27 protein-coding genes are annotated in these 25,467 nt (G+C 70.2%); 8 read left to right on the top strand and 19 right to left on the bottom strand.

All coding sequences use genetic code 11. The features are described from left to right. Positions 1-99 precede the first annotated feature (99 nt). Positions 100-1,056: an AraC-like ligand-binding domain-containing protein gene (locus VFR90_RS03425; protein ID WP_326404602.1), complete on the top strand. Its 957-nt coding sequence runs from the start codon at positions 100-102 to the stop codon at positions 1,054-1,056. 19 nt (positions 1,057-1,075) lie between these two features. Here the strand turns inward: VFR90_RS03425 and VFR90_RS03430 are convergent, their stop codons facing one another. The 8 genes from VFR90_RS03430 to VFR90_RS03465 all read right to left on the bottom strand — a co-directional run bounded on the left by VFR90_RS03430 (position 1,076) and on the right by VFR90_RS03465 (position 9,985). Next, positions 1,076-1,789: an ABC transporter ATP-binding protein gene (locus VFR90_RS03430; protein WP_326404604.1), complete on the bottom strand. Its 714-nt coding sequence runs from the start codon at positions 1,787-1,789 to the stop codon at positions 1,076-1,078. Positions 1,790-1,804: 15 nt separating this feature from the next. Continuing rightward, the gene (locus VFR90_RS03435; RefSeq protein WP_326404605.1) at positions 1,805-2,590 is read right to left on the bottom strand and encodes an ABC transporter ATP-binding protein; all 786 of its coding nucleotides are present in this window, start codon (positions 2,588-2,590) and stop codon (positions 1,805-1,807) included. A gap of 11 nt (positions 2,591-2,601) precedes the next feature. Further along, positions 2,602-3,756 carry an ABC transporter permease subunit gene (locus VFR90_RS03440; protein WP_326404606.1) on the bottom strand — a complete coding sequence of 385 codons (1,155 nt, stop codon included), beginning with the start codon at positions 3,754-3,756 and terminating at the stop codon, positions 2,602-2,604. Positions 3,757-3,771: 15 nt separating this feature from the next. Then, positions 3,772-4,695 carry a branched-chain amino acid ABC transporter permease gene (locus tag VFR90_RS03445; protein ID WP_326404607.1) on the bottom strand — a complete coding sequence of 308 codons (924 nt, stop codon included), beginning with the start codon at positions 4,693-4,695 and terminating at the stop codon, positions 3,772-3,774. A 183-nt stretch (positions 4,696-4,878) separates the two neighbouring features. Beyond that, a complete protein-coding gene (locus VFR90_RS03450) occupies positions 4,879-6,195 on the bottom strand; it encodes a replication-associated recombination protein A (protein WP_326404609.1) in 1,317 nt (438 codons plus the stop codon). Between the two features lie 16 nt (positions 6,196-6,211). Further along, positions 6,212-6,829, bottom strand: a complete 618-nt coding sequence (gene lolA, locus VFR90_RS03455; protein ID WP_326404611.1) for an outer membrane lipoprotein periplasmic chaperone LolA — start codon at positions 6,827-6,829, stop codon at positions 6,212-6,214. 5 nt (positions 6,830-6,834) lie between these two features. Then, positions 6,835-9,222, bottom strand: a complete 2,388-nt coding sequence (locus VFR90_RS03460; RefSeq protein ID WP_414676483.1) for a DNA translocase FtsK — start codon at positions 9,220-9,222, stop codon at positions 6,835-6,837. Between the two features lie 94 nt (positions 9,223-9,316). Continuing rightward, the gene (locus VFR90_RS03465) at positions 9,317-9,985 is read right to left on the bottom strand and encodes a Crp/Fnr family transcriptional regulator (RefSeq protein WP_326404613.1); all 669 of its coding nucleotides are present in this window, start codon (positions 9,983-9,985) and stop codon (positions 9,317-9,319) included. Positions 9,986-10,185: 200 nt separating this feature from the next. Between VFR90_RS03465 and trxB the strand changes: the two genes are divergently transcribed. The 3 genes from trxB to rpmG all read left to right on the top strand — a co-directional run bounded on the left by trxB (position 10,186) and on the right by rpmG (position 11,687). Continuing rightward, positions 10,186-11,151: a thioredoxin-disulfide reductase gene (gene trxB, locus VFR90_RS03470; RefSeq protein ID WP_326404614.1), complete on the top strand. Its 966-nt coding sequence runs from the start codon at positions 10,186-10,188 to the stop codon at positions 11,149-11,151. A 117-nt stretch (positions 11,152-11,268) separates the two neighbouring features. Then, positions 11,269-11,502, top strand: coding sequence for a 50S ribosomal protein L28 (gene rpmB / locus VFR90_RS03475; RefSeq protein ID WP_326404616.1), 234 nt, complete (start codon positions 11,269-11,271; stop codon positions 11,500-11,502). Positions 11,503-11,519: 17 nt separating this feature from the next. Beyond that, positions 11,520-11,687, top strand: a complete 168-nt coding sequence (rpmG, locus tag VFR90_RS03480) for a 50S ribosomal protein L33 (RefSeq protein ID WP_326404617.1) — start codon at positions 11,520-11,522, stop codon at positions 11,685-11,687. A 79-nt stretch (positions 11,688-11,766) separates the two neighbouring features. Here rpmG and VFR90_RS03485 read toward each other — a convergent pair whose 3' ends face one another. The 4 genes from VFR90_RS03485 to VFR90_RS03500 all read right to left on the bottom strand — a co-directional run bounded on the left by VFR90_RS03485 (position 11,767) and on the right by VFR90_RS03500 (position 16,338). Next, positions 11,767-12,990, bottom strand: a complete 1,224-nt coding sequence (locus VFR90_RS03485; protein WP_326404618.1) for a DesA family fatty acid desaturase — start codon at positions 12,988-12,990, stop codon at positions 11,767-11,769. Positions 12,991-13,099: 109 nt separating this feature from the next. Next, positions 13,100-14,362 carry an RsmB/NOP family class I SAM-dependent RNA methyltransferase gene (locus VFR90_RS03490; RefSeq protein WP_326404619.1) on the bottom strand — a complete coding sequence of 421 codons (1,263 nt, stop codon included), beginning with the start codon at positions 14,360-14,362 and terminating at the stop codon, positions 13,100-13,102. 40 nt (positions 14,363-14,402) lie between these two features. Continuing rightward, positions 14,403-15,200: a LytTR family DNA-binding domain-containing protein gene (locus tag VFR90_RS03495; RefSeq protein WP_326404620.1), complete on the bottom strand. Its 798-nt coding sequence runs from the start codon at positions 15,198-15,200 to the stop codon at positions 14,403-14,405. 10 nt (positions 15,201-15,210) lie between these two features. After that, on the bottom strand, positions 15,211-16,338 hold the full coding sequence (locus VFR90_RS03500) for a sensor histidine kinase (RefSeq protein WP_326404621.1): 1,128 nt from the start codon (positions 16,336-16,338) through the stop codon (positions 15,211-15,213). A 176-nt stretch (positions 16,339-16,514) separates the two neighbouring features. Here VFR90_RS03500 and argH point away from each other — a divergent pair, with 176 nt between their 5' ends. Further along, complete coding sequence (argH, locus tag VFR90_RS03505) at positions 16,515-17,909, top strand: argininosuccinate lyase (RefSeq protein ID WP_326404622.1); 1,395 nt, start codon at positions 16,515-16,517, stop codon at positions 17,907-17,909. Positions 17,910-17,947: 38 nt separating this feature from the next. Further along, on the top strand, positions 17,948-18,817 hold the full coding sequence (locus VFR90_RS03510; RefSeq protein WP_326404623.1) for an alpha/beta hydrolase: 870 nt from the start codon (positions 17,948-17,950) through the stop codon (positions 18,815-18,817). A gap of 1 nt (position 18,818) precedes the next feature. Here VFR90_RS03510 and VFR90_RS03515 read toward each other — a convergent pair whose 3' ends face one another. The 6 genes from VFR90_RS03515 to rpsP all read right to left on the bottom strand — a co-directional run bounded on the left by VFR90_RS03515 (position 18,819) and on the right by rpsP (position 22,749). Continuing rightward, positions 18,819-19,823 carry a CobD/CbiB family protein gene (locus tag VFR90_RS03515; RefSeq protein WP_326404624.1) on the bottom strand — a complete coding sequence of 335 codons (1,005 nt, stop codon included), beginning with the start codon at positions 19,821-19,823 and terminating at the stop codon, positions 18,819-18,821. A gap of 54 nt (positions 19,824-19,877) precedes the next feature. Continuing rightward, positions 19,878-20,588 (bottom strand): NUDIX hydrolase, encoded by a 711-nt coding sequence (locus tag VFR90_RS03520; RefSeq protein ID WP_326404625.1) that lies wholly within the window; start codon positions 20,586-20,588, stop codon positions 19,878-19,880. 68 nt (positions 20,589-20,656) lie between these two features. Beyond that, positions 20,657-21,010, bottom strand: coding sequence for a 50S ribosomal protein L19 (rplS, locus tag VFR90_RS03525; protein ID WP_326404626.1), 354 nt, complete (start codon positions 21,008-21,010; stop codon positions 20,657-20,659). Positions 21,011-21,110: 100 nt separating this feature from the next. After that, positions 21,111-21,866, bottom strand: coding sequence for a tRNA (guanosine(37)-N1)-methyltransferase TrmD (gene trmD, locus VFR90_RS03530; RefSeq protein WP_326404627.1), 756 nt, complete (start codon positions 21,864-21,866; stop codon positions 21,111-21,113). A 5-nt stretch (positions 21,867-21,871) separates the two neighbouring features. Then, a complete protein-coding gene (gene rimM / locus VFR90_RS03535) occupies positions 21,872-22,438 on the bottom strand; it encodes a ribosome maturation factor RimM (protein WP_326404628.1) in 567 nt (188 codons plus the stop codon). A 29-nt stretch (positions 22,439-22,467) separates the two neighbouring features. Then, entirely contained in the window at positions 22,468-22,749 is a 282-nt protein-coding gene (gene rpsP / locus VFR90_RS03540; RefSeq protein WP_326404629.1) for a 30S ribosomal protein S16, read from the bottom strand. Between the two features lie 146 nt (positions 22,750-22,895). Here rpsP and VFR90_RS03545 point away from each other — a divergent pair, with 146 nt between their 5' ends. Continuing rightward, positions 22,896-23,453 carry a GNAT family N-acetyltransferase gene (locus tag VFR90_RS03545; protein ID WP_326404630.1) on the top strand — a complete coding sequence of 186 codons (558 nt, stop codon included), beginning with the start codon at positions 22,896-22,898 and terminating at the stop codon, positions 23,451-23,453. Next, the gene (locus VFR90_RS03550; protein WP_326404631.1) at positions 23,450-23,878 is read left to right on the top strand and encodes a hypothetical protein; all 429 of its coding nucleotides are present in this window, start codon (positions 23,450-23,452) and stop codon (positions 23,876-23,878) included. The genes VFR90_RS03545 and VFR90_RS03550 overlap by 4 nt, the downstream gene beginning before the upstream one ends. A 47-nt stretch (positions 23,879-23,925) precedes the next feature. Here the strand turns inward: VFR90_RS03550 and VFR90_RS03555 are convergent, their stop codons facing one another. Further along, the gene (locus tag VFR90_RS03555; protein WP_326404632.1) at positions 23,926-25,461 is read right to left on the bottom strand and encodes a malonate--CoA ligase; all 1,536 of its coding nucleotides are present in this window, start codon (positions 25,459-25,461) and stop codon (positions 23,926-23,928) included. Positions 25,462-25,467 lie beyond the last annotated feature (6 nt).

The raw sequence follows: 25,467 nt of genomic DNA on the forward strand, positions 1-25,467 counted from the left end.
GACTTACCCGCAGCCGCCGGGCCGCACGGTGACTGGGCGCTACGCTTCGGCGGCGGGCCGCGCCGAGGACCCGCGCCGAGGAACCTCTGCCACACCGCGATGACCGCGCCTGCCCGCATCGTCACCACCGAGGCCGTGCCCGCGCGCGAGCGCGTGCGCGCCTGGGCCGAATGGATGGAGCGGCTGTTCCAAGGCCTGAAGTCCGACACCTACGGCGACACCGGCTTCGACGGCCGCGTCGCGACGCTGCATGCCGGCGACGTGGTGCTGTCGAGGCTGGAGGCGAACCGCCACCGCGTGAGGCGCAGCGCCTCGCTGACGCACGGCGAGCGCCTGCCCTACCTGAAGATCGTCGCGCCGTATGCGGGCTGTGCCGGCGTCGGCCAGCAGGGCCGCGAGACCTGGGTGACGCCCGACCAGTGGAGCATCTACGACACCACCGACAGCTACGCGGTCGCGAACCCGACGCCGCGCGTCGAGCACCTCATCGTGATGATCCCGAAGCAGCGCCTGGCCGACCGCGGCCTCGCGCTCGACCCGCTGATGGCGCGCCGGCTCGGCGGCTCGGGCGGCGTCGCGCGGCTCGCGCTGGAGACCATGCGCTCGGCCTGGCGCGAACTGCCCGGCATGAGCGACACCGCGGCGCGCGGCGTCGGCGACGCGATCACGCAGTTCGTGCATCTGGCGCTGCTCGACCTCGCCGGCGAGGGCACCGCGCTGACGCAGCGCGAGGCGCTGCGCGAACGCATCAAGCGCCACGTGCAGCAGCACCTGGGCGATGCGCGCCTGAGCGTCGATGCGCTCGCGCTGGCGCTCGGCTGCAGCCGGCGCCAGCTCTACAACGCCTTCAGCGAGGAGCCCGACGGCGTCGCCGGCTACATCCTGCGCCAGCGCCTGCTCGCCTGCCGCGCCGCCTTCGAAGACCGCGCGAACGCGCAGCGCTCGATCACCGACATCGCGCTCGCCTTCGGCTTCACGAACATGGCGCACTTCAGCCGCGTGTTCCGCGGCCGGCTCGGCGTCGCGCCGAGCGACTACCGGCGGGCGGTGGGGTGAGGCTCGCCTTCGAGGAAGGCTATTCCCCGAGGTAGGCCGCGCGCACCTTCGGGTCGTTGAGCAGCGCCTTCGCCTCGCCGCTCATCGTGACCTCGCCGGACTCCATCACGTAGCCACGGTTGGCAAGCGCGAGCGCGCGGCTCGCGTTCTGCTCGACCAGCAAGATCGTCGTGCCCTGCCGGTGGATGTCGTTGACCACCTCGAAGATCTTGTCGACCATGATCGGGCTGAGCCCCATGCTGGGCTCGTCGAGCAGCAGCACCTTGGGCTTGGCCATCAGCGCGCGCCCCATCGCCAGCATCTGCTGCTCGCCGCCGCTCATCGTGCCGGCCAGCTGGGCCCTTCGTTCCTTCAGACGCGGGAAGATCGCGAAGACCTTGTCGATGTCCGCCTCGACCTCCTTGTCGTCGCGGCAGAACGCGCCCATCTGCAGGTTCTCGGTGATCGTCATGCGGGTGAAGGTGCCGCGGCCCTCGGGCACCATCACCAGCCCCTGGCGCACCAGGTCCCACGGGCCCTGGCCCTTGATGCTGCGGCCCATGAACTCGATCTCGCCGGCGCCGGGCGGCTGCAGCCCGGTGATGGCCTTCAGGGTGGTGGTCTTGCCGGCACCGTTCGCACCGATGAGGCTGACGAGCTCGCCCTGATGCACTTCGAGGCTCGCGCCCTTGACGGCCTGGATGCCGCCGTAGGCGACCTTCAGGCCGCTGACTTTGAGGAGGGTGTCGGTCATGAGGTCGGTGCGCGATCAATGGGCGACGTGGGCGGCTCCGAGGTAGGCCTCAATGACCTTCTCGTTTCTCTGGACATCCGCGGGCGCGCCTTCGGCGATCGGCTTGCCGTAGTCGAGCACGGTGACGCGGTCGCACAGGCCCATCACCAGCTTCACGTCGTGCTCGATCAGCAGGATGGTGCGGCCGTCGTTTCTGATGCGGTCGATCAGCTCGCGCAGCACGACCTTCTCGGTGGCGTTCATGCCGGCGGCCGGCTCGTCGAGCGCGATCAGCTTCGGCTCCGTGGCGAGCGCGCGGGCGATCTCGAGGCGGCGCTGGTCGCCGTAGCTCAGCGTGCGGGCCTTGAAGTCGGCGTACTTGCCGATGCCGACGTAGTCGAGCAGCTGCCGCGCACGCTCGGCGATCTCCGCCTCCTCGCGCTTGAAGCGGGGCGTGCGCAGCACGGCGCCGACCAGGCCGCTGGTGGTGCGGATGTGCCGGCCGACCATGACGTTCTCCAGCGCGGTCATGTCGGCGAACAGGCGGATGTTCTGGAAGGTGCGCGCGATGCCGGCCTTCGCGACCTCGTGGACGGCGCTCGGCTTGTAGGGCTTGCCTTCCAACTCGAAGACGCCGCCGTCGGGCGTGTACAGGCCGGTGATGACGTTGAAGAAGGTGGTCTTGCCCGCGCCGTTGGGGCCGATCAGGCCGTAGACCTGGCCGCGTTCGATGGTGATGCCGACGTCGCTCAGCGCCTGCAGGCCGCCGAAGCGCTTGGAGACGTTGGCCACGCGCAGGACGGTGCGCTCGGGGTGGTTCATCGCGCGCCTCTTCAGGGGTTGATCGCCTGCGGCCGGGCGGCGGTCGCCTCGGCGTCGGTGAGCTTCGGCTGCGCCGACTTGCCGTGCTCGGGCGCGGGCCACAGCCCGCGCGGGCGCGAGAGCATCACGAGGATCATCGCCAGCGCGATCATCAATTGCCGCAGGATCGACGCATCGAGGCGGCCGTCGGTCATCTGCTGCAAGGGGCCGGCGACGTAGCGCAGCACCTCGGGCAAGGCCGCCAGCAGCACCGCGCCGACGATGACGCCCGGGATGTGGCCGATGCCGCCGAGCACCACCATCGCGACGATCATCACCGACTCCTGCAGCGAGAACGACTCGGGCGAGACGAAGCCCTGGAAGCTCGCGAACAGCACGCCAGAGACGCCGCCGAAGCTCGCGCCCATGCCGAAGGCGAGCAGCTTCATGTTGCGGGTGTTGATGCCCATCGCCTTCGCGGCGATCTCGTCTTCGCGGATCGCCATCCAGGCCCGCCCGATGCGGCTGCGCTCGAGGCGGTAGCAGATCAGCACGCTCACCACCACCAGCGCTAGGAACAGGTAGTAGTAGTTGGTGACGTTGTTGATCTTGAGTCCGAACAGCTCGTGGCGTTTGGCGAACTCGAAGCCGAAGAGCGTCGCGGAGTCGATCTGCGCCAGGCCCTTGGGGCCGTTGGTGATGTTGTAGGGCGCGTCGAGGTTGTTGAGGAAGACGCGGATGATTTCGCCGAAGCCGAGCGTGACGATCGCGAGGTAGTCGCCACGCAGCTTGAGCGTCGGGGCGCCGAGCACCACGCCGGCCAGCGCGGCCACCAGCGCGGCCAGCGGAATGGCCAGCCACAGGCTGATGTGCAGCCCCTCGGGGAAGGCCTGGGCGATGGCCGGGAAGGCCTCGGGCAGGTGCGTCGAGGCGAGCAGCGCGAACAGGTAGGCGCCCACCGCATAGAAGGCGACGTAGCCCAGGTCGAGCAGGCCGGCGTAGCCGACGACGATGTTCAGCCCGAGCGCGAGCAGCACGTAGAGCAAGGCGGTGTCGAGGATGCGCACCCAGGCGTTGCCGAACTGCTGGGCGACCAGCGGCAGCACGAGCAGGCCGATCGCGCACAGCACGAAGGCGAGCAGCTTGGGGCCGCTCGTGGCGGCATGGCGGGAGGACGAGGCGTTCATGGCGGCGTGGCCCTCTCAGGCGCGGTCGGCCACGCGCTCGCCGAGCAGACCCTGGGGGCGCAGCGTGAGCACGAGGATGAGCACGACGAAGGCGAAGATGTCCTGGTAGTGGCTGCCGAGCACGCCGCCCGTCAGGGCGCCGATGTAGCCGGCGCCGAGCGCTTCGATCAGGCCGAGCAGCACGCCGCCGACCATCGCGCCGGCCAGGTTGCCGATGCCGCCGAAGACGGCCGCGGTGAAGGCCTTCAGGCCCGGGAGGAAACCCATCGTGTGCGAGGCCGAGCCGTAGTTGGCGGCCCACATCACCCCGGCCAGCGCGGCGAGCGCCGCGCCGATGATGAAGGTGGCGGAGATGACGGTGTCGGGCTTGACGCCCATCAGCGAAGCCACGCGCGGGTTCTCGGCGGTGGCGCGCATCGCGCGGCCCAGCTTGGTCTTGTTGACCAGGTACATCAGCGCGGCCAGCGTGGCGACGGTCACGCCCAGGATCAGCAGCTGCACGTTGGTGATGACCGCGCCGCCAATGGCGTGCGGCTCGGTGGGCAGCAGGATCGGATAGCTCTTGATCGTCGGCTGCCAGATGATCATCGCGATGGTCTGCAGCAGGAGGCTCATGCCCATCGCGGTGATCAGCGGCGCCAGGCGCGGCGCATTGCGCAGCGGGCGGTAGGCGAGCTTCTCGATGACGAAATTGAGGACGCAGCACACCAGCACCGCACAGGCCAGGCCGATCAGCAGCAGCGCCCAGCCCGGCAGGCCCGCGTCGCCCAGCACGCGGATCACGCTCCAGCTCGTCAGCGCCCCCACCATCAGCACTTCGCCGTGCGCGAAGTTGATCAGGTTGATGATCCCGTAGACCATCGTGTAGCCCAGCGCCACCAGCGCGTACATGCTGCCCAGCACGAGGCCGTTGATGACTTGCTGAAGAAAGATGTCCATCGGCCGAAGCTCCTGCCCGAGCGACGCACCGGCAAGCCGATGTCGCGGGTTCTTGATCGTGGTTGACAAGCCTTCCGAAGGACGGCCGCGCATCCTTGGCTGAAAGGCGTTAGCAAAAAGCCCGCCAGCAGCGGGCTCGGTGGGCGGCAGTCTAGACAGCGCGGCAAAGCACCAAGCTGCGGGTCAACCCGGCTTGCGCACAGCAGGGCGCTCGGCGTTTTCGCGCCGCAGCGCTTCGAGCTTCTCGGCGATCTTGATTTCCATGCCGCGCTCGACCGGCCGGTAGAACACTTCGTCGACGCCGTCGGGCAGGTAGCGCTCGCCCGCCGCGAAGCCGCCGGCCTCGTCGTGCGCGTAGCGGTAGCCCTTGCCGTGATCGAGCTGCTTGGCGAGGCGGGTGGGCGCGTTGCGCAGGTGCAGCGGCACCGGCCGGCTGGTGTCCTTCGCGACGAAGGCGCGCACCGCGTTGTAGGCGCGGTAGACCGCGTTGCTCTTGGGCGCGACCGCGAGGTAGACCACCGCCTCGGCCAGCGCGAGCTCGCCTTCGGGCGAGCCGAGGCGCTCGTAGGTCTCGGCCGCGTCGAGCGCGAGGCGCAGCGCGCGCGGGTCGGCCAGGCCGATGTCCTCGCTCGCCATGCGCACGAGGCGGCGCGCGACATAGCGCGGATCGACGCCGCCGTCGAGCATGCGCACGAACCAGTACAGCGAGGCGTCCGGATCGGAGCCGCGCACGCTCTTGTGCAGCGCGCTGATCGCGTCGTAGAACTGGTCGCCGCCCTTGTCGTAGCGGCGCAGCTGCTCGCCGAGCGTCTGTTCGAGGAAGGGCTCGTCGATCGCGTCGCGGCCCGCGCCCGTCGCGACCGCGGCGACGTTCTCGTAGGTGTTGAGCAGCCGGCGCGCGTCGCCGTCGGCGTAGGCGATCAGCCGGGTGCGTGCCGCGGCGTCGAGCGACGGCGCGGCGAGCAGCGCGCGGCCGCGTTCGATCAGCTCGGCCAACTCGGCATCGCCCAGCGGTTCGAGCACGTGCACCGTCGCGCGCGACAGCAGCGCCGAATTCACTTCGAAGGCCGGGTTCTCGGTGGTCGCGCCGATGAAGGTGAACAGGCCCGACTCGACGTGGGGCAGGAAGGCGTCCTGCTGTGCCTTGTTGAAGCGATGCACCTCGTCGACGAAGACGATCGTGCGCCGACCCATGCCCTGCGCAACGCGTGCCTGCTCGACCGCCTCGCGGATCTCCTTCACGCCGCCGAGCACCGCGGAGATCGCGATGAACTGCGCGTCGAACGCATCGGCCATCAGCCGCGCGAGCGTGGTCTTGCCGGTGCCGGGCGGCCCCCACAGGATCATCGAGTGCGGCCGGCCGGACTCGAAGGCCGCGCGCAACGGCTTGCCGTCGCCGAGCAGCTTCGGCTGGCCGATCACTTCGGCGAGCGTCTTCGGGCGCAGCCGTTCGGCCAGCGGGATCGAGCCGTCGTGGGCCCGGTCGGCGAGGTCGCTCACGCCGCCTCCGCGCGCCCTACTGCGAAATCACGTCGACGCCGGCGGGCGGCGAAAAACGCAGCCGCTCGGCAGGCACCGCCGCATTCGCCTCGAAGCCCTTGAAGTCAAGCCGCGAGCGTTGTCCGAAGGCGTCGACGATCTCGATCGCCGCGAGCAGCGGGCCCTTGAAGCCGATCTTCAGGGACTGGAAGCTGCCGTCCTTGGTCTTCGGCAGCGCCTGGGCCCATTGCAGGCCGTCGGCATCGGGTAGCGGCTTCAGGTCGAAGTCCCGGTCGATCGCACCGCCGGCGAGCAGCGCGGCCGGCGTCGAACCGAGCGCGCGGTCGAAGGGCCGCACGGTGACCTGGTTCAGGTCGACGTCGTAGAGCCAGACCTTCTGGCCGTCGCCGACGATCGTTTGCGCGTACGGCTTCGCGTAGTCGAAGCGGAAGCGGTTCGGCCGCAGGAACTCGAAGCTGCCGGTGGACTTCTTCGTCTTCGCGCCGTCGGGCGAGGTGACCGTCTGGGTGAAGTCGGCCCGGCCGCTCTTCGCTTCGGCGACGAAGCTTCTCAAGGCGTCGAGGGCGTCGGCCCGCGCGAGCGGCGCGACGAGCAGCGCGATCGCGACGAGGGGCGCCAGCGCACGGCGTTTCATTCGCGTCATTCGGCCGAGCGCTGCGGAACGATCAGCTCGCGGTTGCCGTTGGTGGCCATGCTGGAAACGAGCCCCGATTTCTCCATTTGTTCCAGCAGCCGCGCCGCGCGGTTGTAGCCGATGCGCAGGTGGCGCTGCACCAGCGAGATCGAGGCGCGCTTGTGCTGCAGCACGATCGCGACCGCCTGGTCGTACATCGGGTCGCTCTCGCCGTCGCCGGCGCCACCCGGCACGCCGTCGAGGGCTGCGTCGTCGTCGAGCGTGCCGCCTTCGAGGATGCCTTCGATGTAGTTCGGCTCGCCCTGGCTGCGCAGGTAATCGGCCACGCGGTGGACCTCCTCGTCGCTGACGAAGCAGCCGTGCACGCGCACCGGCAGCCCGGTGCCGACGGCCATGTAGAGCATGTCGCCCATGCCGAGCAGCGCCTCGGCGCCCATCTGGTCGAGGATGGTGCGCGAATCGATCTTGCTCGAGACCTGGAACGCGATGCGCGTCGGGATGTTCGCCTTGATGAGGCCGGTGATCACGTCCACGCTGGGCCGCTGGGTCGCGAGGATCAGGTGGATGCCGGCCGCGCGCGCCTTCTGCGCGAGGCGCGCGATCAACTCCTCGATCTTCTTGCCGACGACCATCATCAGGTCGGCCAGCTCGTCGATCACGATCACGACGTGCGGCAGGCGCTCCAGCGGCTCGGGCTGCTCCGGCGTCAGGCTGAACGGGTTCGGCAGGTGCTCGCCCCTGCCCTGCGCATCGTCGACCTTCTTGTTGTAGCCGGCGAGGTTGCGCACGCCGAGCTTGCTCATCAGCTTGTAGCGGCGCTCCATCTCGCCCACGCCCCAGTTGAGCGCGTTGGCGGCCTGCTTCATGTCGGTGACGACCGGGCACAGCAGGTGCGGGATGCCTTCGTAGACGCTCATCTCGAGCATCTTCGGATCGATGAGGATCAGCCGGACGTCGCGCGCCTCGGCCTTGTAGAGCAGGCTCAGGATCATGGCGTTGATGCCGACCGACTTGCCCGAGCCGGTGGTGCCCGCGACGAGGCAGTGCGGCATCTTCGCGAGATCGGCGACGACCGGGCCGCCGACGATGTCCTTGCCGAGGCCGAGCGTGAGCATCGAGGACGCCGCGTTGTACGCCTCGCTGCCGAGGATTTCGGCCAGCCGGATCATCTGGCGCTTGGCGTTCGGCAGCTCCAGCGCCATCGTCGTCTTGCCGGGGATGGTCTCGACGACGCGGATGCTCACGAGGCTGAGCGCCCGCGCCAGATCCTTCGCGAGTCCGACCACTTGCGCGCCCTTGACGCCGACCGCCGGCTCGATCTCGTAGCGCGTGATCACCGGCCCCGGCGAGGCCGCGACGACGCGGACCTCGACGCCGAAGTCCTTGAGCTTCTTCTCGATCAGCCGCGAGGTCATCTCGAGCGACTCGGCGGTCACCGTCTCGGTACGACCCGGCGCCGCGTCGAGCAGATCGACCTGCGGCAGCTTCGTGTCGGCGAGGTCGACGAACAGCGGCTTCTGGCGTTCCTTCGCGACGCGCTCGCTCTTCGGCAGCTCGGCGACGGTCGGCTCGATCAGCACCGGCTCGATGGCCGCGGCGGGCCGCTCCACTTCGAGCTGGTGCTCGCGCTCGCGCTGCGCCTTGGCGCCGAGGCGGATGTCCTCGGCGCGATCGAGTCGCAGCTGCCGGCGTTCACGCCAGCCGTCGAACATCGAGCCGATGGCCTCGGCGACCGTCCCCCACGAGAAACGCAGCGCCAGCGGCAGGCCGAGCAGCAGCACCGCGATCCAGAAAACGCCGGAGCCGTCGAAGCCGATCGCGCGCAGGCTGAAGCCGCCGAGCAGATGGCCGACCAGCCCACCGCCGTGGCGGCCAGGCAGGCTGGCCTCGAAGTGCCAGAGGCGCGTCGATTCGAGCGCGCAGCTCGCCGAAAGCAGCAGCGCGATGCCGAGCCACAGCATCCAGGCCGAGCGCTCGTGAGGATCGGCCACGACGGCGTCGGGCGCGCGGTCCTTGGCGCTCGCGCGCAGCCAGCGCGCCAGCGCCGCGAGCCAGGAGGTCGCGCCGATGAGCAGCAGCCACCAGGCCGAATGGCCGAAGAAGAAGAACGCCAGATCGGCGAACCATGCGCCCGCGACGCCGGCACGGTTGCCCGGCTTGTCGAGCGTTCCGGAGGTGGACCACGCGGGGTCGTCCGCGCTGTGGGTTGCAAGCGCCAACGCGACCAGCAGCCACAGCGCCGCCCCGAGCACCACGACGACCTGCTGCCGCCAGTGCATCGGCGAAGGCTTGACGGGCGGCGCCGCGACGGCGGACTTGCGTGCTTTGGTGGGGCCTGCGGCGCGGCCCTCGGCCGGGCTGTCGATGCCCAGCGAACCGAGAGGAAAAGCCATGCGCGCGATTGTGGTGGATGGCTGCCGTCACGCTGCAACAACGCGCAGCGGTCGAGCTGCTGCGACGGCCGCGGTCCCTGGCGCGGGCGCTCGCTCAGCGGTGCGCGAGCCGCTCCATGATGTGGACCGAGCCGTTGTCCTGCGTCTGGATGAAGCCGCGCTCTTCGAGGTCCTTCATCACGCGGCTGACCATCTCGCGCGACGCGCCGACGACCTTCGCGAGATCCTGGCGCGAGACCTTGTTGCGGATCAGCTTGAACTCGGCGCCGTCCTCCGCCATGTCGAGCAACGCGCGGGCGACGCGGCCGTAGACGTCGAGCAGCGCAAGCGATTCGATCTGCCGGTCGGCCGCCCGCAGCCGCGCGACGAGGCCGCGCATGATCGCGTAGCTGAGGCTGGAGTTCTCCGGCAGGCAGCGCGCAAACTCGGCGCGGCCGAGCACCAGCACGTCGCACTGCACCTCGGCACGCACGGTGGCCGAATGCGGCTCGTTGTCGATCAGGCTCATCTCGCCGAGGTAGTCGCCGGGCTGCAGCACGGCGAGGATCACTTCGCGACCGCGGGCGTCGGCGGTGACGACACGGGCGCGGCCCGTCAGAAGGATGTACAGCGCGTTGGACTTCGTCCCCTGCTCGACGATCACTTCGCCGCGGCGGTAGCGACGCTTGACGACGCCTTCGGCGATCGACTGCGCCTGTTCGCCGGTCAACAGCGAGAACAGCGGCACGCGGCGGATCAGATCGAGGTTCGACAACATGGCCATCGCAGTCTTCCTTCTGGTGGTGATCGATGCATCGAGGCCATCCCAGGCCTCGAAATCTCCGCGCCCGCCCCCAATAAACTCCCTGTGCTGCGCGAAGCTCGTGACTCGTGAAATCTTGCCGAGCCGAATGTAGCCGAAGGCCAGTGCTCACTGGTCTTCTGATCCGCCCTGATGCAGGCGACTTTCCGGAACCCTTCTCGATGAGCACCACCACCCACGCCCAAGTCCTGATCCTCGGCTCCGGCCCGGCGGGCTACACCGCCGCCGTCTACGCGGCGCGCGCGAACCTTCAACCGCTGCTGATCACGGGCTTGGCGCAGGGCGGCCAGCTGATGACGACGACCGAGGTCGACAACTGGCCGGCCGACGTGCACGGCGTGCAGGGCCCGGAGTTGATGCAGCGCTTCCTCGAACACGCGGAGCGCTTCAAAACGAAGATCGTCTTCGACCATATCCATACGGTCGATCTTGCGAAGCGCCCGTTCATGCTGAAGGGCGACAGCGGCGTCTACACCTGCGACGCGCTGATCATCGCGACCGGCGCCTCGGCGATGTACCTCGGCCTGCCGTCCGAGGAGGCCTTCATGGGACGCGGCGTCAGCGGTTGCGCGACCTGCGACGGCTTCTTTTATCGCGACCAGGCGGTATGCGTCGTCGGCGGCGGAAACACGGCGGTCGAAGAGGCCCTTTACCTGTCCAACATCGCGAGCAAGGTCACGCTGATCCACCGGCGCGACAAGTTCAAGGCGGAGCCCATCCTCGTCGACAAGCTGATGGAGAAAGTGGCCGCCGGAAAGATCGAGCTGAAGCTCTTCCACGTGCTCGACGAAGTGCTCGGCGACGCGAGCGGCGTGACCGGCGTGCGCATCAGGCATACGCAGTCGGGAGCGACCGAGGACGTCGAACTCAAAGGCTGCTTCATCGCGATCGGTCACCGGCCGAACACCGAAATCTTCCAGGGACACCTCGAGATGAAGGACGGCTACCTCCTGACCCGAAGCGGCCTGCAGGGCATGGCGACGATGACCAGCGTGCCGGGGGTGTTTGCCGCCGGCGACGTGCAGGATCACGTCTACCGTCAGGCCATCACGAGCGCTGGCACGGGCTGCATGGCGGCACTCGACGCGCAACGCTTCCTGGATCAGGGCTCGACGGGCGTTTGGTAGCGGCAAGAGGCTGAGCGAAGGTTGCCGGCACGGCTTCGCCCGCTACAATCGCCGGCTTCGCGCGAGGCGGCCCGCCGTCTCGCCGAGCTGCACCCCCACTTTCACCGGAGAAGCGTCATGGCACGCGTCTGTCAAGTCACGGGCAAGCGCCCGGCCGTCGGGAACCGCGTGTCCCATGCCAACAACAAGACCAAGCGTCGGTTCCTGCCCAACCTGCAGTACCGCCGGTTCTGGCTCGAGACCGAGAACCGCTGGGTTCGCCTGCGCGTGACCAACGCAGCGCTGCGGTTGATCGACAAGGTCGGCATCGAGCAGGTCGTTGCCGACCTGCGTGCCAAGAACGCACTCTGATTTCTTAGGAGCCGATCATGGCCAAAGGCGGACGCGAAAAGATCAAGCTGGAATCCACGGCAGGGACCGGCCACTTCTACACGACCGACAAGAACAAGAAGACGACGCCCGACAAGCTTGAATTCATCAAGTTCGATCCGAAGGCGCGCAAGCACGTCGCGTACAAGGAAGTGAAGCTCAAGTGAGTGCTTGACGCTGTCGAGCACCAGCCAACAAAAAGCCCGCCGATCGGCGGGCTTTTTGTTGGGTGCTCGATCTTGCCGATCAGGCGTGCGCCGAGCGCAGCCGCAGCGCGAAGTCCTGCAGCGCGGTGATGCCGCTCTCTTCGGCGCGCTTGCACCACGACTGCAAGTCGGCCACCAGTTGCTCTGCCGAAACGCCGGTGCGCGTCCACAGCTGGCGGAGCTCCTCGCGCATCGTCACCAGCTTGTCGAGCACCGGATGCTCCGCGCGGGCACTGGCCAGATCGCCGTGCAGCGCCTGCGGGATGTTCTCGGCATCCCGGTGCAGCCAGCGCTGCGCGAGGCGAAGCTGACGGCTGCGCAGCGTGTCGTGCTCGCCCTTGGCCTTCAGCTTGGCCAGCTCGCTGCGGCAAACGGCCTTCAAGGCGCGTCCGTAATTCGCCATCAGCTCGTAACGGTGGGCAATGATGGCTTCGAGCGTCTTGTCGTCGGCCACTGGGCGGATGGATCCCAGCGCGAGCTTCGGCGCCGTCTTGCGCACCGTCGCGAGGCCCAGCTTCTCCATGCCGCGGATGTAGGCCCAGCCCACGTCGAACTCGAAAGGCTTGACGGAAAACTTCGCCGAGGTCGGGTAGGTGTGGTGGTTGTTGTGTAGCTCTTCGCCGCCGATCAGGATGCCCCAGGGCACGACGTTGCGCGACGCGTCCGGCGCCTCGAAGTTGCGGTAGCCCCGCCAGTGGCCGATGCCGTTGATGACGCCGGTGGCCCACCACGGAATCCAGGTCATCTGCACCGCCCAGACCGTCGCGCCGATCGCGCCGAACAGGTAGATGTCGAGCAGCAGCATGATGCCGACGCCCTGCCAGGTGAAGCGGCTGTAGACGTTGCGCTCCATCCAGTCGTCCGGCGTGCCGTGGCCGTACTTGACCATCGTCTCGGGGTTGCGCGACTCGGCGCGGTAGAGCTCGACACCGGTCAGCAGCAAGGCCTTGATGCCGCGCGTCTGCGGGCTGTGCGGGTCTTCCTCGGTCTCGCACTTCGCGTGGTGCTTGCGATGGATCGCGACGAACTCCTTGGTCACCATGCCGGTGCCGATCCACAACCAGAAGCGGAAGAAGTGCGCGACAGCCGGGTGCAGGTCGAGCGCCCGGTGCGCCTGCGCGCGGTGCAGGAAGACCGTCACCGCGGTGATCGTGATGTGGGTGGTGACCAGCGTGAACAGCAGGACTTGCCACCAAGTCGCCTCGAGGGCGCCGTGCGCGAGGCCGGCCACCAAGGCGTCCCAGATCATCGTCAATGAATCCATCAAGCGTCCTGTCGTGTCATGCAGATGTCAACCCTGCGGGATTGTAGGAGCCGCGTCTCGGCGGAAAGATCCCATGGCGGTGATCCGAGGGGATTTCCGGCCGGGTTGGTCACGCCCGGCGCTGCCAAAGGGCCGCGAAGAAGCCGTCGGTTCCATGGCGGTGCGGCCAAAGGCGAAGCACGTCGCCGTGCACGAGCGACTCCGCGGCATCCACCTTGGCCCGGCGCAGCGCGTCGGCGGCCGGCAAGGTTTCGAAGTCCCGATGCGTCTGCGTGAATGCAGCGGCAATGTCTTCGTTCTCGGCCGCGAGCAGGCTGCAGGTCGCGTAGACGAGGCGCCCACCCGGCTTCAGCAGCCGCGCGGCGCTGGCGAGGATCGCCGCCTGTTTCACCTTCAGCTCATCGATTCCCGCCGGCGCTTGCCGCCACTTCAGATCAGGGTTGCGCCGCAGCGTGCCGAGCCCGGAGCACGGCGCATCCACCAGCACCCGGTCGATCTTGCCGGCCAGCCGCTTGATGCGCTCGTCGCGCTCGTGCGCGATCTGTGCCGGGTAGACATTCGACAGCCCGCTGCGCGCAAGCCGGGGCTTCAGAGCGTCGAGCCGGTGGCCGGCCACGTCGAAGGCGTAGAGCCGGCCGGTGTTGCGCATGGACGCACCCAGCGCCAGCGTCTTGCCGCCGGCGCCGGCGCAGAAGTCCACCACCATCTCGCCGCGCCGCGCCTCGGTCAGCAGGCACAGAAGCTGGCTGCCTTCGTCCTGCACCTCGACGTCGCCCCGGCGAAACGCCTCGGTGCGCTGCAGCGCCGGCTTGCCCTCGATGCGCAGCCCCCAGGGCGACCACGGCGTCGGCGTCGCCTCGATGCCTTCGGCGCGCAACGCGGCCTGCGCCTCGGTGCGGGCGGTCTTCAGCATGTTGACGCGCAGGTCGAGCGGCGCCGGCGTCGCGAGCGCGATGGCGAGCGGCATGAACTCCGCATCGCCCATCGCCGCCTTCAACGGCTCGACCAGCCATTCGGGCAGGTTGTGCCGCAGCCGCTCGGGCAGGGTCTCGATGTCGATCGCGAGAGCCCGCTCGCGCCAGGCGCGCTCGTCTGGCGAAAGCGCCAAGGCGAACACCTGCGCGTCGCCCTGCCATGCCAGCACCGCGAGGCGCCGCTCGATCGGCCCGCTGCCGGACTGCGCGAGGTGCTGCCACAGCAGCCGCCGGCGCAGCACCGCATACACCGTCTCGGCCAGCGCATGCCGCTCGCGTTGCCCCAGCTGGCGATGCCGCGCGAAGAACGACGAGACGACCTGATCGGCCGGCGCAGCGAAGCCGAGGACCGCGCGCAGGAGTTCGGAAGCGAGGTCCAGCAGCGCCTTGATGTGCATCGCCGGGATTATCCCGGCTGCACTTCGCGCGGCGGTCTGCCTACAAGCCGCCGGCGCGCAGCGCCTCGCGCACCGCCGCGGCCTGCCGGCGCGACACCGCGAGCCACTCGTCCACCGGCGCGACGCGCACCGCCCAGGTCTCGGCGCCGTCGTCGCTTTCGCCGTCACCGGCGCCGGCGGGCCGGCGTTCGAGCGCGCGCACCGCCGCCTTCGCGACGACGGCGTTGCGATGCACGCGCAGGAAGCGCTCGCCGAGGCGCTGTTCGATGTCGCTCAGCGCATCGTCGAGCAGGTAGCTGCGCTCCGCGGTGCGCAGCGTCACGTACTTCAGCTCGGCCTTCAGGTACAGCACCTCGGACAGCGGCACCCGCACGATGCGCCCGCGCTCGCTGACGACGACCACCGGTGCCTTGGCCGCCGCCGAGGCACGCGCGGCGGCGTCGGCCGCGCGACGACGCGCGACGCGCTCCAGCGCCGCCTGCAGCCGCTCGCGCCGCACCGGCTTGGTCAGGTAGTCGGCCGCTTCGAGCTCGAAGGCCTGCAGCGCATGCTCGGCGTGCGCGGTGACGAACACCACCGCCGGCGCCTGCGCGCGCGAGCGCAGCTTCGACGCCAGCGCCGCGCCGTCCATGCCGGGCATCTGGATGTCGAGCAGCAGCACGTCGGCCTGGTGCGATTCCATCCACGCGAGCGCCGCCGCGGCCTGCGACATCTCGCCGACGACCAGCGCCGCCGGCGCACCCGGCGTCTCGGCGACATCGCGCACCAGCAGCGCCAGGCGCTGGCGCGCGAGCGGTTCGTCGTCGACGATCAGGACCCGCAGCGCCGGCTCGTTCATCGCGGGCTCCTCACATCGGCACCGCGATCAGCACGCGGTAGACGTCGCCGTCGAGGCCGGCGCGGAAGTCGCCGGCCACGTCGTGCAGCAGCCGCAGGCGCTCGCGCACGTTGCGCAGGCCGATGCCGTGACCCGGCACAGAGCCGCTGCCGGCGACGGTGTTGGCGACCAGGATCTCGGCCCGGCCGCGCCGCAGCCGCGTGCGAACGCGCACCGTGCCACCGGCCGGCGCGGGCTCGACGCCGTGCCGCACCGCGTTCTCAACGAGCGGCTGCAGCAGCAGCGCGGGCAGTCGCGCAGTGTCGGCGGCCGGATCGAGCTCCCACTGCAGTCTGAGCCGGTCGCCGAAGCGCACCTGCTCGATCGCGAGGTAGCGGCGCGCGAGTTCGACCTCGTCGTGCAGGCTCACCGTCGCCTGCGGCCCGTGTTCGGCGAGCGCGACGCGAAACAGCTCGGCCAGGTCTTCCAGCACCGCCTCGGCGCGGCGCGGATCGGTGCGCACCAGCGCGATCGCCGAGTTCAGCGTGTTGAACAGGAAATGAGGCCGGATGCGCGACTGCAGTTCGGCCAGCCGCGCGGTCGTCGCCGCCGGCAAGGCGAGCCGCGCGCGCTGGCGCAGCCACAGGAAGAAGGCTGCGGCCGTCACCGCGCCGCTGCCAGCGACGGCTGCGATACGCAAGGCGTGCAGCGACGCCGCAGGCCGCGCCTCGCCCCATTGCAAGGCCGACCAGAGCAGCCAGCTCGCGAGGGCGCAGGCCGCGCCGGCCGTGCCGACGAAGGCCCATTGCCACGCGGCGCCGAGCCCGATCAGCGGCTTCTGGATCGCGCACAGCAGCGCCAGCCACAGCAGCAGCGCCGGCAGCGCGAAGGCGGTGCCGGCCGCGAACTGCAGCGCCCAGTCGGCTGCATCGGCGACGAAGAAGGCGGCACCCAGCGCGAGCAGCACCTCGATGAACACGACCGCGCGCAGCACGACGCCGACGTGGCATACGTCGAAACCGGGCGGCTTCGCGAGCGCCGCAGCGCGGGGCTCGAAGCCCGATTCGCCGCCGAGCCCGCCGAAGCCGGTCCTCAAGGCCGACGCACGGCCGCTCGCGTTGCGAGACGTCGCTTGCTTCAGGTCGGCAGGTGCGTTCAAGGGCGGTCTCGATGCCGGGCCGGCGCAAAGCCGACTCCTACAATCGATTGTGTCCAAGCGATCGACGCCGCCGCAAGCCGCCGATCCGCTCTTCCCCACCGCCAGTGCCCGATCACGATGCCTCGTTCACGCCCGAATGCCCGCCACCTTGCCGTGACGCATCGCAGGAGCGCACGATGAGCCAGTTCGACCGCAAGACCGAAGCCTGGTCGGCGCTGTTCTCCGAGCCGGTGAGCGAGCTCGTGCAGCGCTACACCGCGAGCGTCGGCTTCGACCGCCGCCTGTGGCGCGCCGACATCGAGGGCTCGTTGGCCCACGCCGAGATGCTCGCCGCGCAACGGCTGATCACCGCCGAGGACCACGCGGCGATCGTGCGCGGCCTGCGGCAGATCGCCGAGGACATCGAGGCCGGCCGCTTCGAATGGAAGCTCGCGCTCGAGGACGTGCACCTGAACATCGAAGCGCGGCTGACCGCGCTGGTCGGCGATGCCGGCAAGCGGCTGCACACCGGCCGCTCGCGCAACGACCAGGTCGCCACCGACGTGCGGCTGTGGCTGCGCGGCGAAATCGACGCGATCGGCGCCTTGCTGCTCGCGCTGCAGCGCGCGCTGGTCGAGGTAGCCGAGCCGAACGCGGAGGTGATCCTGCCGGGCTTCACGCACCTGCAGGTCGCGCAGCCGGTGAGCTTCGGCCACCACCTGCTGGCCTACGTCGAGATGTTCGCGCGCGATGCGGAGCGCATGGCCGACGTGCGCAAGCGCGTGAACCGGCTGCCGCTCGGGGCCGCGGCCCTGGCCGGCACCAGCTACCCGCTGGACCGCGACCGGGTCGCCGCGACGCTGGGCTTTGAAGGCCTCTGCCAGAACTCGCTCGACGCCGTCAGCGACCGCGACTTCGCGATCGAGTTCACCGCGGCGGCCGCGCTGTGCATGGTGCATGTCAGCCGCCTGAGCGAGGAGCTGATCCTGTGGATGAGCCAGAGCTTCGGCTTCATCGACCTGGCCGACCGCTACTGCACCGGCTCGTCGATCATGCCGCAGAAGAGGAACCCGGACGTCCCGGAACTCGCGCGCGGCAAGACGGGCCGCGTGGTGGGCCACCTGATGGCGCTGGTCACGCTGATGAAGGGCCAGCCGCTGGCCTACAACAAGGACAACCAGGAGGACAAGGAGCCCTTGTTCGACACGGTCGACACCTTGAAGGACACGCTGCGCATCTTCGCCGAGCTGGTCGGCGGCATCGTCGTGAAGCCCGAAGCGATGGAGCGTGCCGCGCGCAAGGGCTACGCGACGGCGACCGACCTCGCCGACTACCTGGTGAAGAAGGGCCTGCCGTTTCGCGACGCGCACGAGATCGTCGCGCACGCGGTCAAGCACGCGATCGGCCAGGGCCTCGATCTCGCCGAGCTGCCGCTCGATGCGCTGCGCAGCTTCCACCCGTCGATCGAAGCCGACGTGCATGCGGCGCTTTCGCTGCGTGGCTCGCTCGATGCGCGTCAGGTCGTCGGCGGCACCGCGCCGGCCCAGGTGCGCGCGCAGATCGCTCGGCATCGCGCGCGCCTGGCCGGCTGAGCTGCATCCGCGCGCCGGCAGCTCGCGTAGAGCCGGCGATGCCCGCAAGAAGAAGCTTCCTCGCCGCCGGTGGCGGCCTGCTCGGCCTCGGCACGATCGCCGGCTGCTCGCCGCTGGGGACGATCAATGCGCTTGTGCCCGGCGACACGCACGAGCGCATCGCCGATCGCCGCTACGGCGACGACGAGCGCCAGCGGCTCGACCTCTACCGCCCGCTCGGCCGCGCGCCTGCCGGCGGCTGGCCTGCGGTGCTGTTCTTCTACGGCGGCTCCTGGAACAGCGGCGCGCGGGCCGACTACCGCTTCGTCGGCGAGGCGCTCGCCTCGCGCGGCATCGTCTGCGGCGTCGCCGACTACCGGCTCTATCCGCAAGTCGCCTACCCCGATTTCCTGCGCGACTGCGCGAACGCCGCGGCCTGGATCAGCACGGGCGCTGTGCACCTCGGCCTCGACGCGCGCCGGCTCTACCTGATGGGCCACAGCGCCGGCGCCTACAACGCCGCAATGCTCGCGCTCGACGCGCGCTGGCTCGAAGGTGCGGGGCTGGCGCCGGCACGCTTCGCCGGCTGGATCGGCCTGGCCGGGCCCTACGACTTCGTACCGATCGGCAACCGCGCCGTGCGTCCTGTGTTCCACCATCCCGACGTGCCGCGCGAATCGCAGCCGATCGTGCATGCGGACCGGCGCGCGATCCGCAGCTTCCTCGGAGTCGCCGAGACCGACAGCTTCGTGGATCCGCAACGCAACAGCGCGCGGCTGGCCGAGCACCTGGAGCGCGCCGGGACCGAGGTGACGCTGCGCTGGTACCCACGCGCGAACCACATGACGCTGGCGGGTGCCTTCGCGCGGCCGCTGCACTGGGTCGCGCCGGTGCTCGACGACGTCGAGGCTTTCGTCAAGCAGGCGTGAGTCAGCCGATCAGGTTGGCCACCGTCAGCAGCGCAAGCAGCAGCATCCAGAGCACGACCGAGCGCCACACCAGCCCGACGACGCTGCGCAGATGGCCGAACTCCGGCGTGAGGCCGGGCGTCGCCGCGGCAGCGACCGGCGGCGGCTCGGGCCCTTCCAGCGCGACCGCGACGTCGAAATCCGCCAGCGGCCCGGCCGGCCGCTGCACCTGCGGAGCGCGCCCGCCGAGCCGCACGCCGACGGCGCCGGCCGCGGCCGCCAGCACCACGCCGTCGTTCGACGACGGCCACAGCACCGCGTCGCGGCGCCAGCAGGCGATCGCCTCTTCGAAGTCGCCCACGACCGCGAAGCCGAAGGCCGTCATCCGCGACGGGATGAAGTCGATGCGCTCGAACATCCGCCGCGCGATCTGCGCCAGCCGCTCGTTGACCGGCACGCCGGTCGTCGCGCCGCGCTTGGCCCCGTGCCGCGCGACGAAGCCGGCCATCCGGTAGAGCACCGCGCCCGCCGGGCCGAAACCCAGGGTCGCCAGCACGATGAACCAGAAGAACACGCCGAACACGTGACGGTGCGCCGCGAGCAGCGATTGCTCGATCACGTGGCGCAGCAACTCGTCGCGCGGCAGATCGGCCGATTCGATGCGCTGCCATTGCGACAGCAGCCGGCGCGCCTCGATCTCGTCGCCGCGTTCGAGCGCGTCGCGGATGTCGGTGAAGTAGTGGCTGAACTGGCGGAAGCCGAGCGTCAGGTAGAGCACCGCGGCGTTCCACGCCAGCCCGAGCAGCACGTTGACATGCATCAGCGCGAAGTACACGAGCCACACCGCCACCGCCGGCACCAGCGTGGCGATCGTCCACACGACCCAGGCGTGATGCTCGCGGCCGGCATCGAAGTTGCGGCCGGTCCAATCGGCCCAGGCGGTCAGCGCGTCCTGGATCGCGTGGCGACGCGGCAGCGGGCGCAATTGCTCGAGGGCAAGGGCCAGCAGCACGGCGAAGAAGCTCATGCGATCGATGATAGCCAGCGCCTTTTGCTCGGCCGGCGTGGCCGGTGCCGCGGCTCAGGCGGCGAGGAAGCGGTAGAGGTTGCGCAGCATCGCCGCGGTCGCGCCCCAGATGAAGTACTCGCGCGCCTCCGTCGACTGCCCGGCTTCGCCGGCTTCGGCGACGCGGCGCCACGGCATCGACAGGAACTCGCGCCGGCCGACCGGGGACTCGAAGGCGTGGCGTCGGTGATGCGCCGGGTTCATCAGGAAGTCCAGCGGGACCTCGAACACTTCGGCGACTTCGAACGGGTCGGGCCGCAGCGTGAAACCCGGCGAGACCAGCGCGACCACCGGCGTGACCACGAAGTTGGTGACCGTCGTGTAGGTCGGAAGCTCGCCGATCAGCTCGACGTGCTCGCGCGCGAGGCCCACCTCTTCCTCGGCCTCGCGCAGCGCGGTGTCGGCCGCGCTCGCGTCCTGGGGCTCGCTGCGGCCGCCGGGAAAGCTGATCTGGCCGGCGTGGTCATGCAGGTGATCGGTGCGCAGCGTCAGCAGCAGCGTCAGGCCGCGCTCGCGCGTCACCAGCGGCAACAGCACGGACGCCGCCGCGGGCTCGCGATCGATCAGCCGGCCGTCGCCGGGGAACTCGACCTGCCAGGCCGGCTGCGCAAGGAAGCGCGCGCGCAGCGCGCCGGCGGTGAGACGGGCGGGATCGATCGCGAGCAGATCACTATCGGCGCCGGTGACCGGCACCGCGCGCGGGTCGAGGATCGGAGGGCGCTGCATGCGACGAGCTTATCGAGCCTCAAAAAAACGAAGCCGCCCGCAGGCGGCTCGTTCGAAGCAGCGCCTCGTCAGGCCAGCTTTTCCTTGATCCGAGCCGACTTGCCGCTGCGCTGACGCAGGTAGTACAGCTTCGCGCGGCGCACGTCGCCACGGCGCTTGACCTCGATCGACGCGATCAGCGGGCTGTAGAGCTGGAAGGTGCGCTCGACGCCTTCGCCGCTGGAGATCTTGCGCACCGTGAAGCCGCTGTTGAGGCCGCGATTGCGCTTGGCGATCACCACGCCTTCGTAGGCCTGCAGGCGCTTGCGGGTGCCTTCGACGACCTTGATGCTCACGATCACCGTGTCGCCCGGCGCGAACGGCGGGAAGGTCTTGCCGAGTCGAGCGATTTCTTCCTGCTCGAGCGTCTGGATCAGATTCATGGGGACTCCTGCGATCGTGCCGGGCGGTGTTGGAGGAGGAGTTCGGACGCGGCGCGCCGAAAGCCGGGCAGAGGATCGAAAAGCCGCGAAGTATAGGTGCTCAGCCCTTCGCGGCCGGGACTGCGCTGCGCAGCCAGGCTTCGTCGGCGCTCGAGAGTCGCCCGGCCGCGCGCGCCGCGGCGATCAGATCCGGCCGCCGGGCCAGCGTCAGCGCGAGCTGCTGCTCCCGGCGCCAGCGGGTGATGTCGGCGTGGTGGCCCGAGAGCAGCACCGCCGGCACCGCGTCGTCGCCCAGCCGCTCCGGCCGGCTGTAGTGCGGGTGGTCGAACAGGCCGTCGGCGAAGCTGTCGCGCTGGTGCGAGGCCGCGTCGTTGAGCACGCCCGGCTGGAGACGCGCGACGGCATCGAGCAGCGCCAGCGCCGCCGGCTCACCGCCCGACAGCACGAAGTCGCCGAGGCTCAGCTCCTCGTCGACGTGCCGGTCGATGAAGCGCTGGTCGACGCCTTCGTAGCGGCCGCAGACCAGCACCGCGCCGTCGCCCTGCGCCAGCTCGCCGACGCGCCGCTGATCGAGCCGCGCCCCGGTCGGGCTGAACAGGATCACCGGTGCCGGCTTCGACCGGGCCGCCTGTGCCGCGGCAAGCGCGCGCGCAAGCGGCTCGACCAGCATCACCATGCCGGGCCCGCCGCCGTATGCGCGGTCATCGACGCGGCGGTAGGCGTCGTCCGCGAAGTCGCGCAGCGCCCAGGGCACGACCTGCACCGGTCCGCCTTCGGCGAACGCACGCCGCGTGACGCCGACCGCCAGCCAGGGTGCGAACAGTTCCGGGAACAGCGTCAGCAAGTCGAAGCGCATGGCGCTCAGCCTTCGTGCCAGTCGGCGCCCCAGTCGACGACGATGCGGCGCGCCGCGAGGCTGACCTCGTCGACGTAGTGCGCGACGAAGGGAATCAGCCGCTCGACCCCGTCCTCCGACTCGATGCGCAGCACGCTGTGCGCACCGGTATCCAGCAGGTCGGCGACCCGGCCCAGCACGACGCCCTCGCGATTGAGCACCTCGAGGCCGATCAGATCGACCCAGTAGTACTCGTCGGCGTCGGCGGTCGGAAAGCTCGAGCGCGCGACGAACACCCGCCAGCCGCGCAGCGCCTCGGCGGCGTCGCGGTCCTCGATCTCGCGCGACTGCGCGACGATCACGTCGGCCTGCTCGCGAGCGGAGGTGATGCGCAGCAAGCGGCGGCTTGCGCCGCGCGCGCCGTCGGGCGGCTGCAGATGCCAGCGGCGCGACGAGAACAGCGCCTGCGGATCCTTCGCGAAGGCCTGCACCTTGATCGCGCCCTTGACGCCCCAGGCGTCGAGCACGCGGCCGACCTCGATGGCGTCAGCCGGCCAGGCTTCTTCGGCTTCAGCGGCGCCGGGGCCGCTCATCACGAGGGCCTCACCGGCGGGAGGCTCGCTCAGGCCGCGGCAGCGGGTGCCGCAGGCGCGGCAGCGAGCTTGGTCTTCGCGTCCTTCACCAGACGCGCGACGGTCGGCGACATCTGCGCGCCGTGCTGCACCCAGTGATCGACACGATCGAAGGCGACGCGCAGCGGCTCTTCGCCGCCGGTGGCCACCGGGTTGTAGAAGCCCACGCGCTCCAGGAAGCGGCCGTCGCGGCGGTTGCGCTGCGGGGCGGCGACGATGTTGTAGAAGGGGCGCTTCTTGGAGCCGCCGCGGGCGAGTCGGATGACGACCATCTGGATTCCTCGATTCGGTTGGTTGATCGCGCCGAGCCGGGGACACGTGCCGGTGGGTTGGATCGGGGAGTCTCCGGCGCCGTAGATACGCCCCGCATCGAGCAGGACCGTCGCCGAAAAAGCCGCGGATTATAGACTCGCGCCCCATGCCGGCCACCCCTTCGCCCAGCGCCCGGACCTTGATCCGCCCGAGCCGCGCCGACGACGCCGAAGCGCTCGCCGCGATCTACGGCTGGCACGTCGAGCACGGCACCGGCACCTTCGAGCTCGAGCGCCCCTCGCCCGACGAGATGGCCCGCCGCCGCGACGAAGTGCTCGGCCGGGGCCTCCCCTGGCTGGTCGTCGAAGCCGAAGGCCGGGTCCTCGGCTATGCCTACGCGAACTACTTCCGCCCGCGCATGGCCTATCGGTTCGCGCTGGAGGACTCGATCTACCTCGCGCCCGAGGCGCAGGGCCGTGGCCTCGGCCGGCTGCTGCTGGCCGAGCTGATCGCGCGCTGCGAGGCGCAAGGCGCGCGCCAGATGCTCGCGGTGATCGGCGACAGCGCGAATGCCGGCTCGATCGGCCTGCACCGCGCGCTCGGCTTCGTCGACGCCGGCGTACTGGCCGCCAGCGGCTGGAAGTTCGACCGCTGGCTCGACGTGGTGCTGATGCAGCGCGCGCTCGGCCCGGGCGCGTCGACGCCGCCCGGCGATCGCGGATGAGGCCGCGCCGCTCGAAAACGCTCGCGACCTGGCTCGCCGTGCTGGCCGGCGCGCTTGGTGGGCACCGCTTCTACCTGCACGGCGCGCGCGACGTCGCCGGCTGGGCCCATGTGCCGGCTGCGCTGCTGGGCGCATGGGGCGTCGCGCGCATGCTGTCGCTCGGCCACGACGACCGCCTCGCCTGGCTGCTGATCCCGCTGCTCGGCGCGGCGATCAGCGCCGGCATGGTCGCGGCGCTCGTCTACGGCCTGACACCGGACGAACGCTGGAACGCGCGCCACGGCGAGGGCCGCAGCGGCTGGCTCGCGGTGTTCGGCGTGCTGGCTGCGCTGATCGTCGGCGCGACCGTGCTCATCTCGACGATCGCCTTCGCCAGCCAGCGCTACTTCGAAGCGCAGGGCCTGAGCGGCACGCTCGGCCAGTAGCGCGGCTCGCGCGGCACCGCAGTGCGGCTCGCGCGGCCGCGGCGGCGTCAGGCGAACAGCGCGCGGTGCTGCTCGCGCAGCGCGGCCTTCTGCACCTTGCCCATCGCGTTGCGCGGCAGCTCGCTGGCGACGATCACCCGCTTGGGCACCTTGAAGCCGGCGATGTGCTGCTTGAGGCTCGCGATCAGCGCCGCCTCGTCGAGCTTCGCGCCGCGCCGCTCGATCACCACCGCGACCACCGCCTCGCCGAAATCGGCATGCGGCACCGCGATCACCGCCGACTCCTCGACGCCCGGCTGCTCGTTGAGAAAGCCCTCGACCTCCGCCGGGTAGACGTTGTAGCCGCCGGTGATGATCAGGTCCTTGCTGCGCCCGACAATGGTGAGGTAGCCGTGCTCGTCGAAGCGGCCGACGTCGCCGGTCTTGAACCAGCCGTCGGCGGTGAACTCCTCGGCGGTCTTCTGCGGCATGCGCCAGTAGCCGGCGAAGACGTTCGGGCCCTTGACCTGCACGTCGCCGATCTCGCCCGGCGCGAGATCGCGCTCGCCGTCGCGCACGCGCAGCTGCACGCCCGGCAGCGGCCGGCCGACGGTGCCGCCGACGCGGCCGATGCGCTGCGGGTCGTCCTGGTCGCGGCAGGGGTTGGAGGTGAGCATCACCGTCTCGCTCATGCCGTAGCGCTCGAGGATCGTGTGGCCGGTGCGCTCCTGCCAGGCGCGGAAGGTCTCGATCAGCAGCGGCGCCGAGCCCGAGACGAACAGCCGCATGCGCGAGCAGGCCTCGCGCGTCAGGCCGGGCTCCTGCAGCAGCCGCACGTAGAGCGTCGGCACGCCCATGAACACGGTGGCTCGCGGCAGGCGTTCGAGCACCGCGCGCGGATCGAACTTCGCAAGCCACAGCATCGGGCTGCCATTGAGCAGGGCGCCGTGGGCGGCGACGAACAGGCCGTGCACGTGGAAGATCGGCAGCGCGTGGATCAGCACGTCGTCCGACCGCCAGTCCCAGTAGCTTTTCAGCGTGCGCGCGTTCGACAGCAGGTTGCCGTGGCTCAGCATCGCGCCCTTGCTGCGGCCGGTCGTGCCGGAGGTGTAGAGGATCGCCGCGAGGTCGCTCGACGCGCGCGGTACGGCCTCGAAGCGGTCGGGCATCTGGGCCGCGCGTTCGAGCAGGCTGCCGTCGCGTGCCTCGCCCAGCGTGAACACGTTCTTCACGCCGCGCTGGAACGCGAGCTTCGCGACCCAGCCGAAGTCGCGCGGCGCGCACACCAGCACGGCTGGTTCGGCATCGTCGACGAAGTACTCGAGTTCCGCGCGCCGGTAGGCGGCATTCAGCGGCAGGTAGACGAAGCCGGCGCGCAGCGTCGCCAGGTACAGCAGCAGCGCCTCGACCGATTTCTCGGTGTGCACGGCGACGCGGCTGCCCGGCGCGAGGTCGAGCGACACCAGCAGGTTCGCGAGCATCGCGCTGGCGCGATCGATGTCGCGCCAGCTGTAGGCCAGGCCGGTGTCGGTTTCGATCGCGAGGCGATCCAGGTCGTGCGGAAAGCCCCCGCGCAGCGCGCCGTAGAGGTTGTGATCGTCCACGGCGTC

This window comes from Methylibium sp. (assembly GCF_035762065.1).
In the GTDB taxonomy this organism is placed as follows: Bacteria; Pseudomonadota; Gammaproteobacteria; order Burkholderiales; family Burkholderiaceae_C; genus Methylibium.

What these genes read in the sequence shown, in the direction of transcription:
- VFR90_RS03425 (WP_326404602.1), top strand. Translation starts at nt 100, where the DNA reads ATGACCGCGCCTGCCCGCATCGTCACCACCGAGGCCGTGCCCGCGCGC.
- VFR90_RS03430 (WP_326404604.1), bottom strand. Translation starts at nt 1,789, where the DNA reads ATGACCGACACCCTCCTCAAAGTCAGCGGCCTGAAGGTCGCCTACGGC.
- VFR90_RS03435 (WP_326404605.1), bottom strand. Translation starts at nt 2,590, where the DNA reads ATGAACCACCCCGAGCGCACCGTCCTGCGCGTGGCCAACGTCTCCAAG.
- VFR90_RS03440 (WP_326404606.1), bottom strand. Translation starts at nt 3,756, where the DNA reads ATGAACGCCTCGTCCTCCCGCCATGCCGCCACGAGCGGCCCCAAGCTG.
- VFR90_RS03445 (WP_326404607.1), bottom strand. Translation starts at nt 4,695, where the DNA reads ATGGACATCTTTCTTCAGCAAGTCATCAACGGCCTCGTGCTGGGCAGC.
- lolA (WP_326404611.1), bottom strand. Translation starts at nt 6,829, where the DNA reads ATGAAACGCCGTGCGCTGGCGCCCCTCGTCGCGATCGCGCTGCTCGTC.
- VFR90_RS03460 (WP_414676483.1), bottom strand. Translation starts at nt 9,222, where the DNA reads ATGGCTTTTCCTCTCGGTTCGCTGGGCATCGACAGCCCGGCCGAGGGC.
- VFR90_RS03465 (WP_326404613.1), bottom strand. Translation starts at nt 9,985, where the DNA reads ATGGCCATGTTGTCGAACCTCGATCTGATCCGCCGCGTGCCGCTGTTC.
- trxB (WP_326404614.1), top strand. Translation starts at nt 10,186, where the DNA reads ATGAGCACCACCACCCACGCCCAAGTCCTGATCCTCGGCTCCGGCCCG.
- rpmB (WP_326404616.1), top strand. Translation starts at nt 11,269, where the DNA reads ATGGCACGCGTCTGTCAAGTCACGGGCAAGCGCCCGGCCGTCGGGAAC.
- rpmG (WP_326404617.1), top strand. Translation starts at nt 11,520, where the DNA reads ATGGCCAAAGGCGGACGCGAAAAGATCAAGCTGGAATCCACGGCAGGG.
- VFR90_RS03485 (WP_326404618.1), bottom strand. Translation starts at nt 12,990, where the DNA reads ATGGATTCATTGACGATGATCTGGGACGCCTTGGTGGCCGGCCTCGCG.
- VFR90_RS03490 (WP_326404619.1), bottom strand. Translation starts at nt 14,362, where the DNA reads ATGCACATCAAGGCGCTGCTGGACCTCGCTTCCGAACTCCTGCGCGCG.
- VFR90_RS03495 (WP_326404620.1), bottom strand. Translation starts at nt 15,200, where the DNA reads ATGAACGAGCCGGCGCTGCGGGTCCTGATCGTCGACGACGAACCGCTC.
- argH (WP_326404622.1), top strand. Translation starts at nt 16,515, where the DNA reads ATGAGCCAGTTCGACCGCAAGACCGAAGCCTGGTCGGCGCTGTTCTCC.
- VFR90_RS03510 (WP_326404623.1), top strand. Translation starts at nt 17,948, where the DNA reads ATGCCCGCAAGAAGAAGCTTCCTCGCCGCCGGTGGCGGCCTGCTCGGC.
- VFR90_RS03515 (WP_326404624.1), bottom strand. Translation starts at nt 19,823, where the DNA reads ATGAGCTTCTTCGCCGTGCTGCTGGCCCTTGCCCTCGAGCAATTGCGC.
- VFR90_RS03520 (WP_326404625.1), bottom strand. Translation starts at nt 20,588, where the DNA reads ATGCAGCGCCCTCCGATCCTCGACCCGCGCGCGGTGCCGGTCACCGGC.
- rplS (WP_326404626.1), bottom strand. Translation starts at nt 21,010, where the DNA reads ATGAATCTGATCCAGACGCTCGAGCAGGAAGAAATCGCTCGACTCGGC.
- trmD (WP_326404627.1), bottom strand. Translation starts at nt 21,866, where the DNA reads ATGCGCTTCGACTTGCTGACGCTGTTCCCGGAACTGTTCGCACCCTGG.
- rimM (WP_326404628.1), bottom strand. Translation starts at nt 22,438, where the DNA reads ATGAGCGGCCCCGGCGCCGCTGAAGCCGAAGAAGCCTGGCCGGCTGAC.
- rpsP (WP_326404629.1), bottom strand. Translation starts at nt 22,749, where the DNA reads ATGGTCGTCATCCGACTCGCCCGCGGCGGCTCCAAGAAGCGCCCCTTC.
- VFR90_RS03545 (WP_326404630.1), top strand. Translation starts at nt 22,896, where the DNA reads ATGCCGGCCACCCCTTCGCCCAGCGCCCGGACCTTGATCCGCCCGAGC.
- VFR90_RS03550 (WP_326404631.1), top strand. Translation starts at nt 23,450, where the DNA reads ATGAGGCCGCGCCGCTCGAAAACGCTCGCGACCTGGCTCGCCGTGCTG.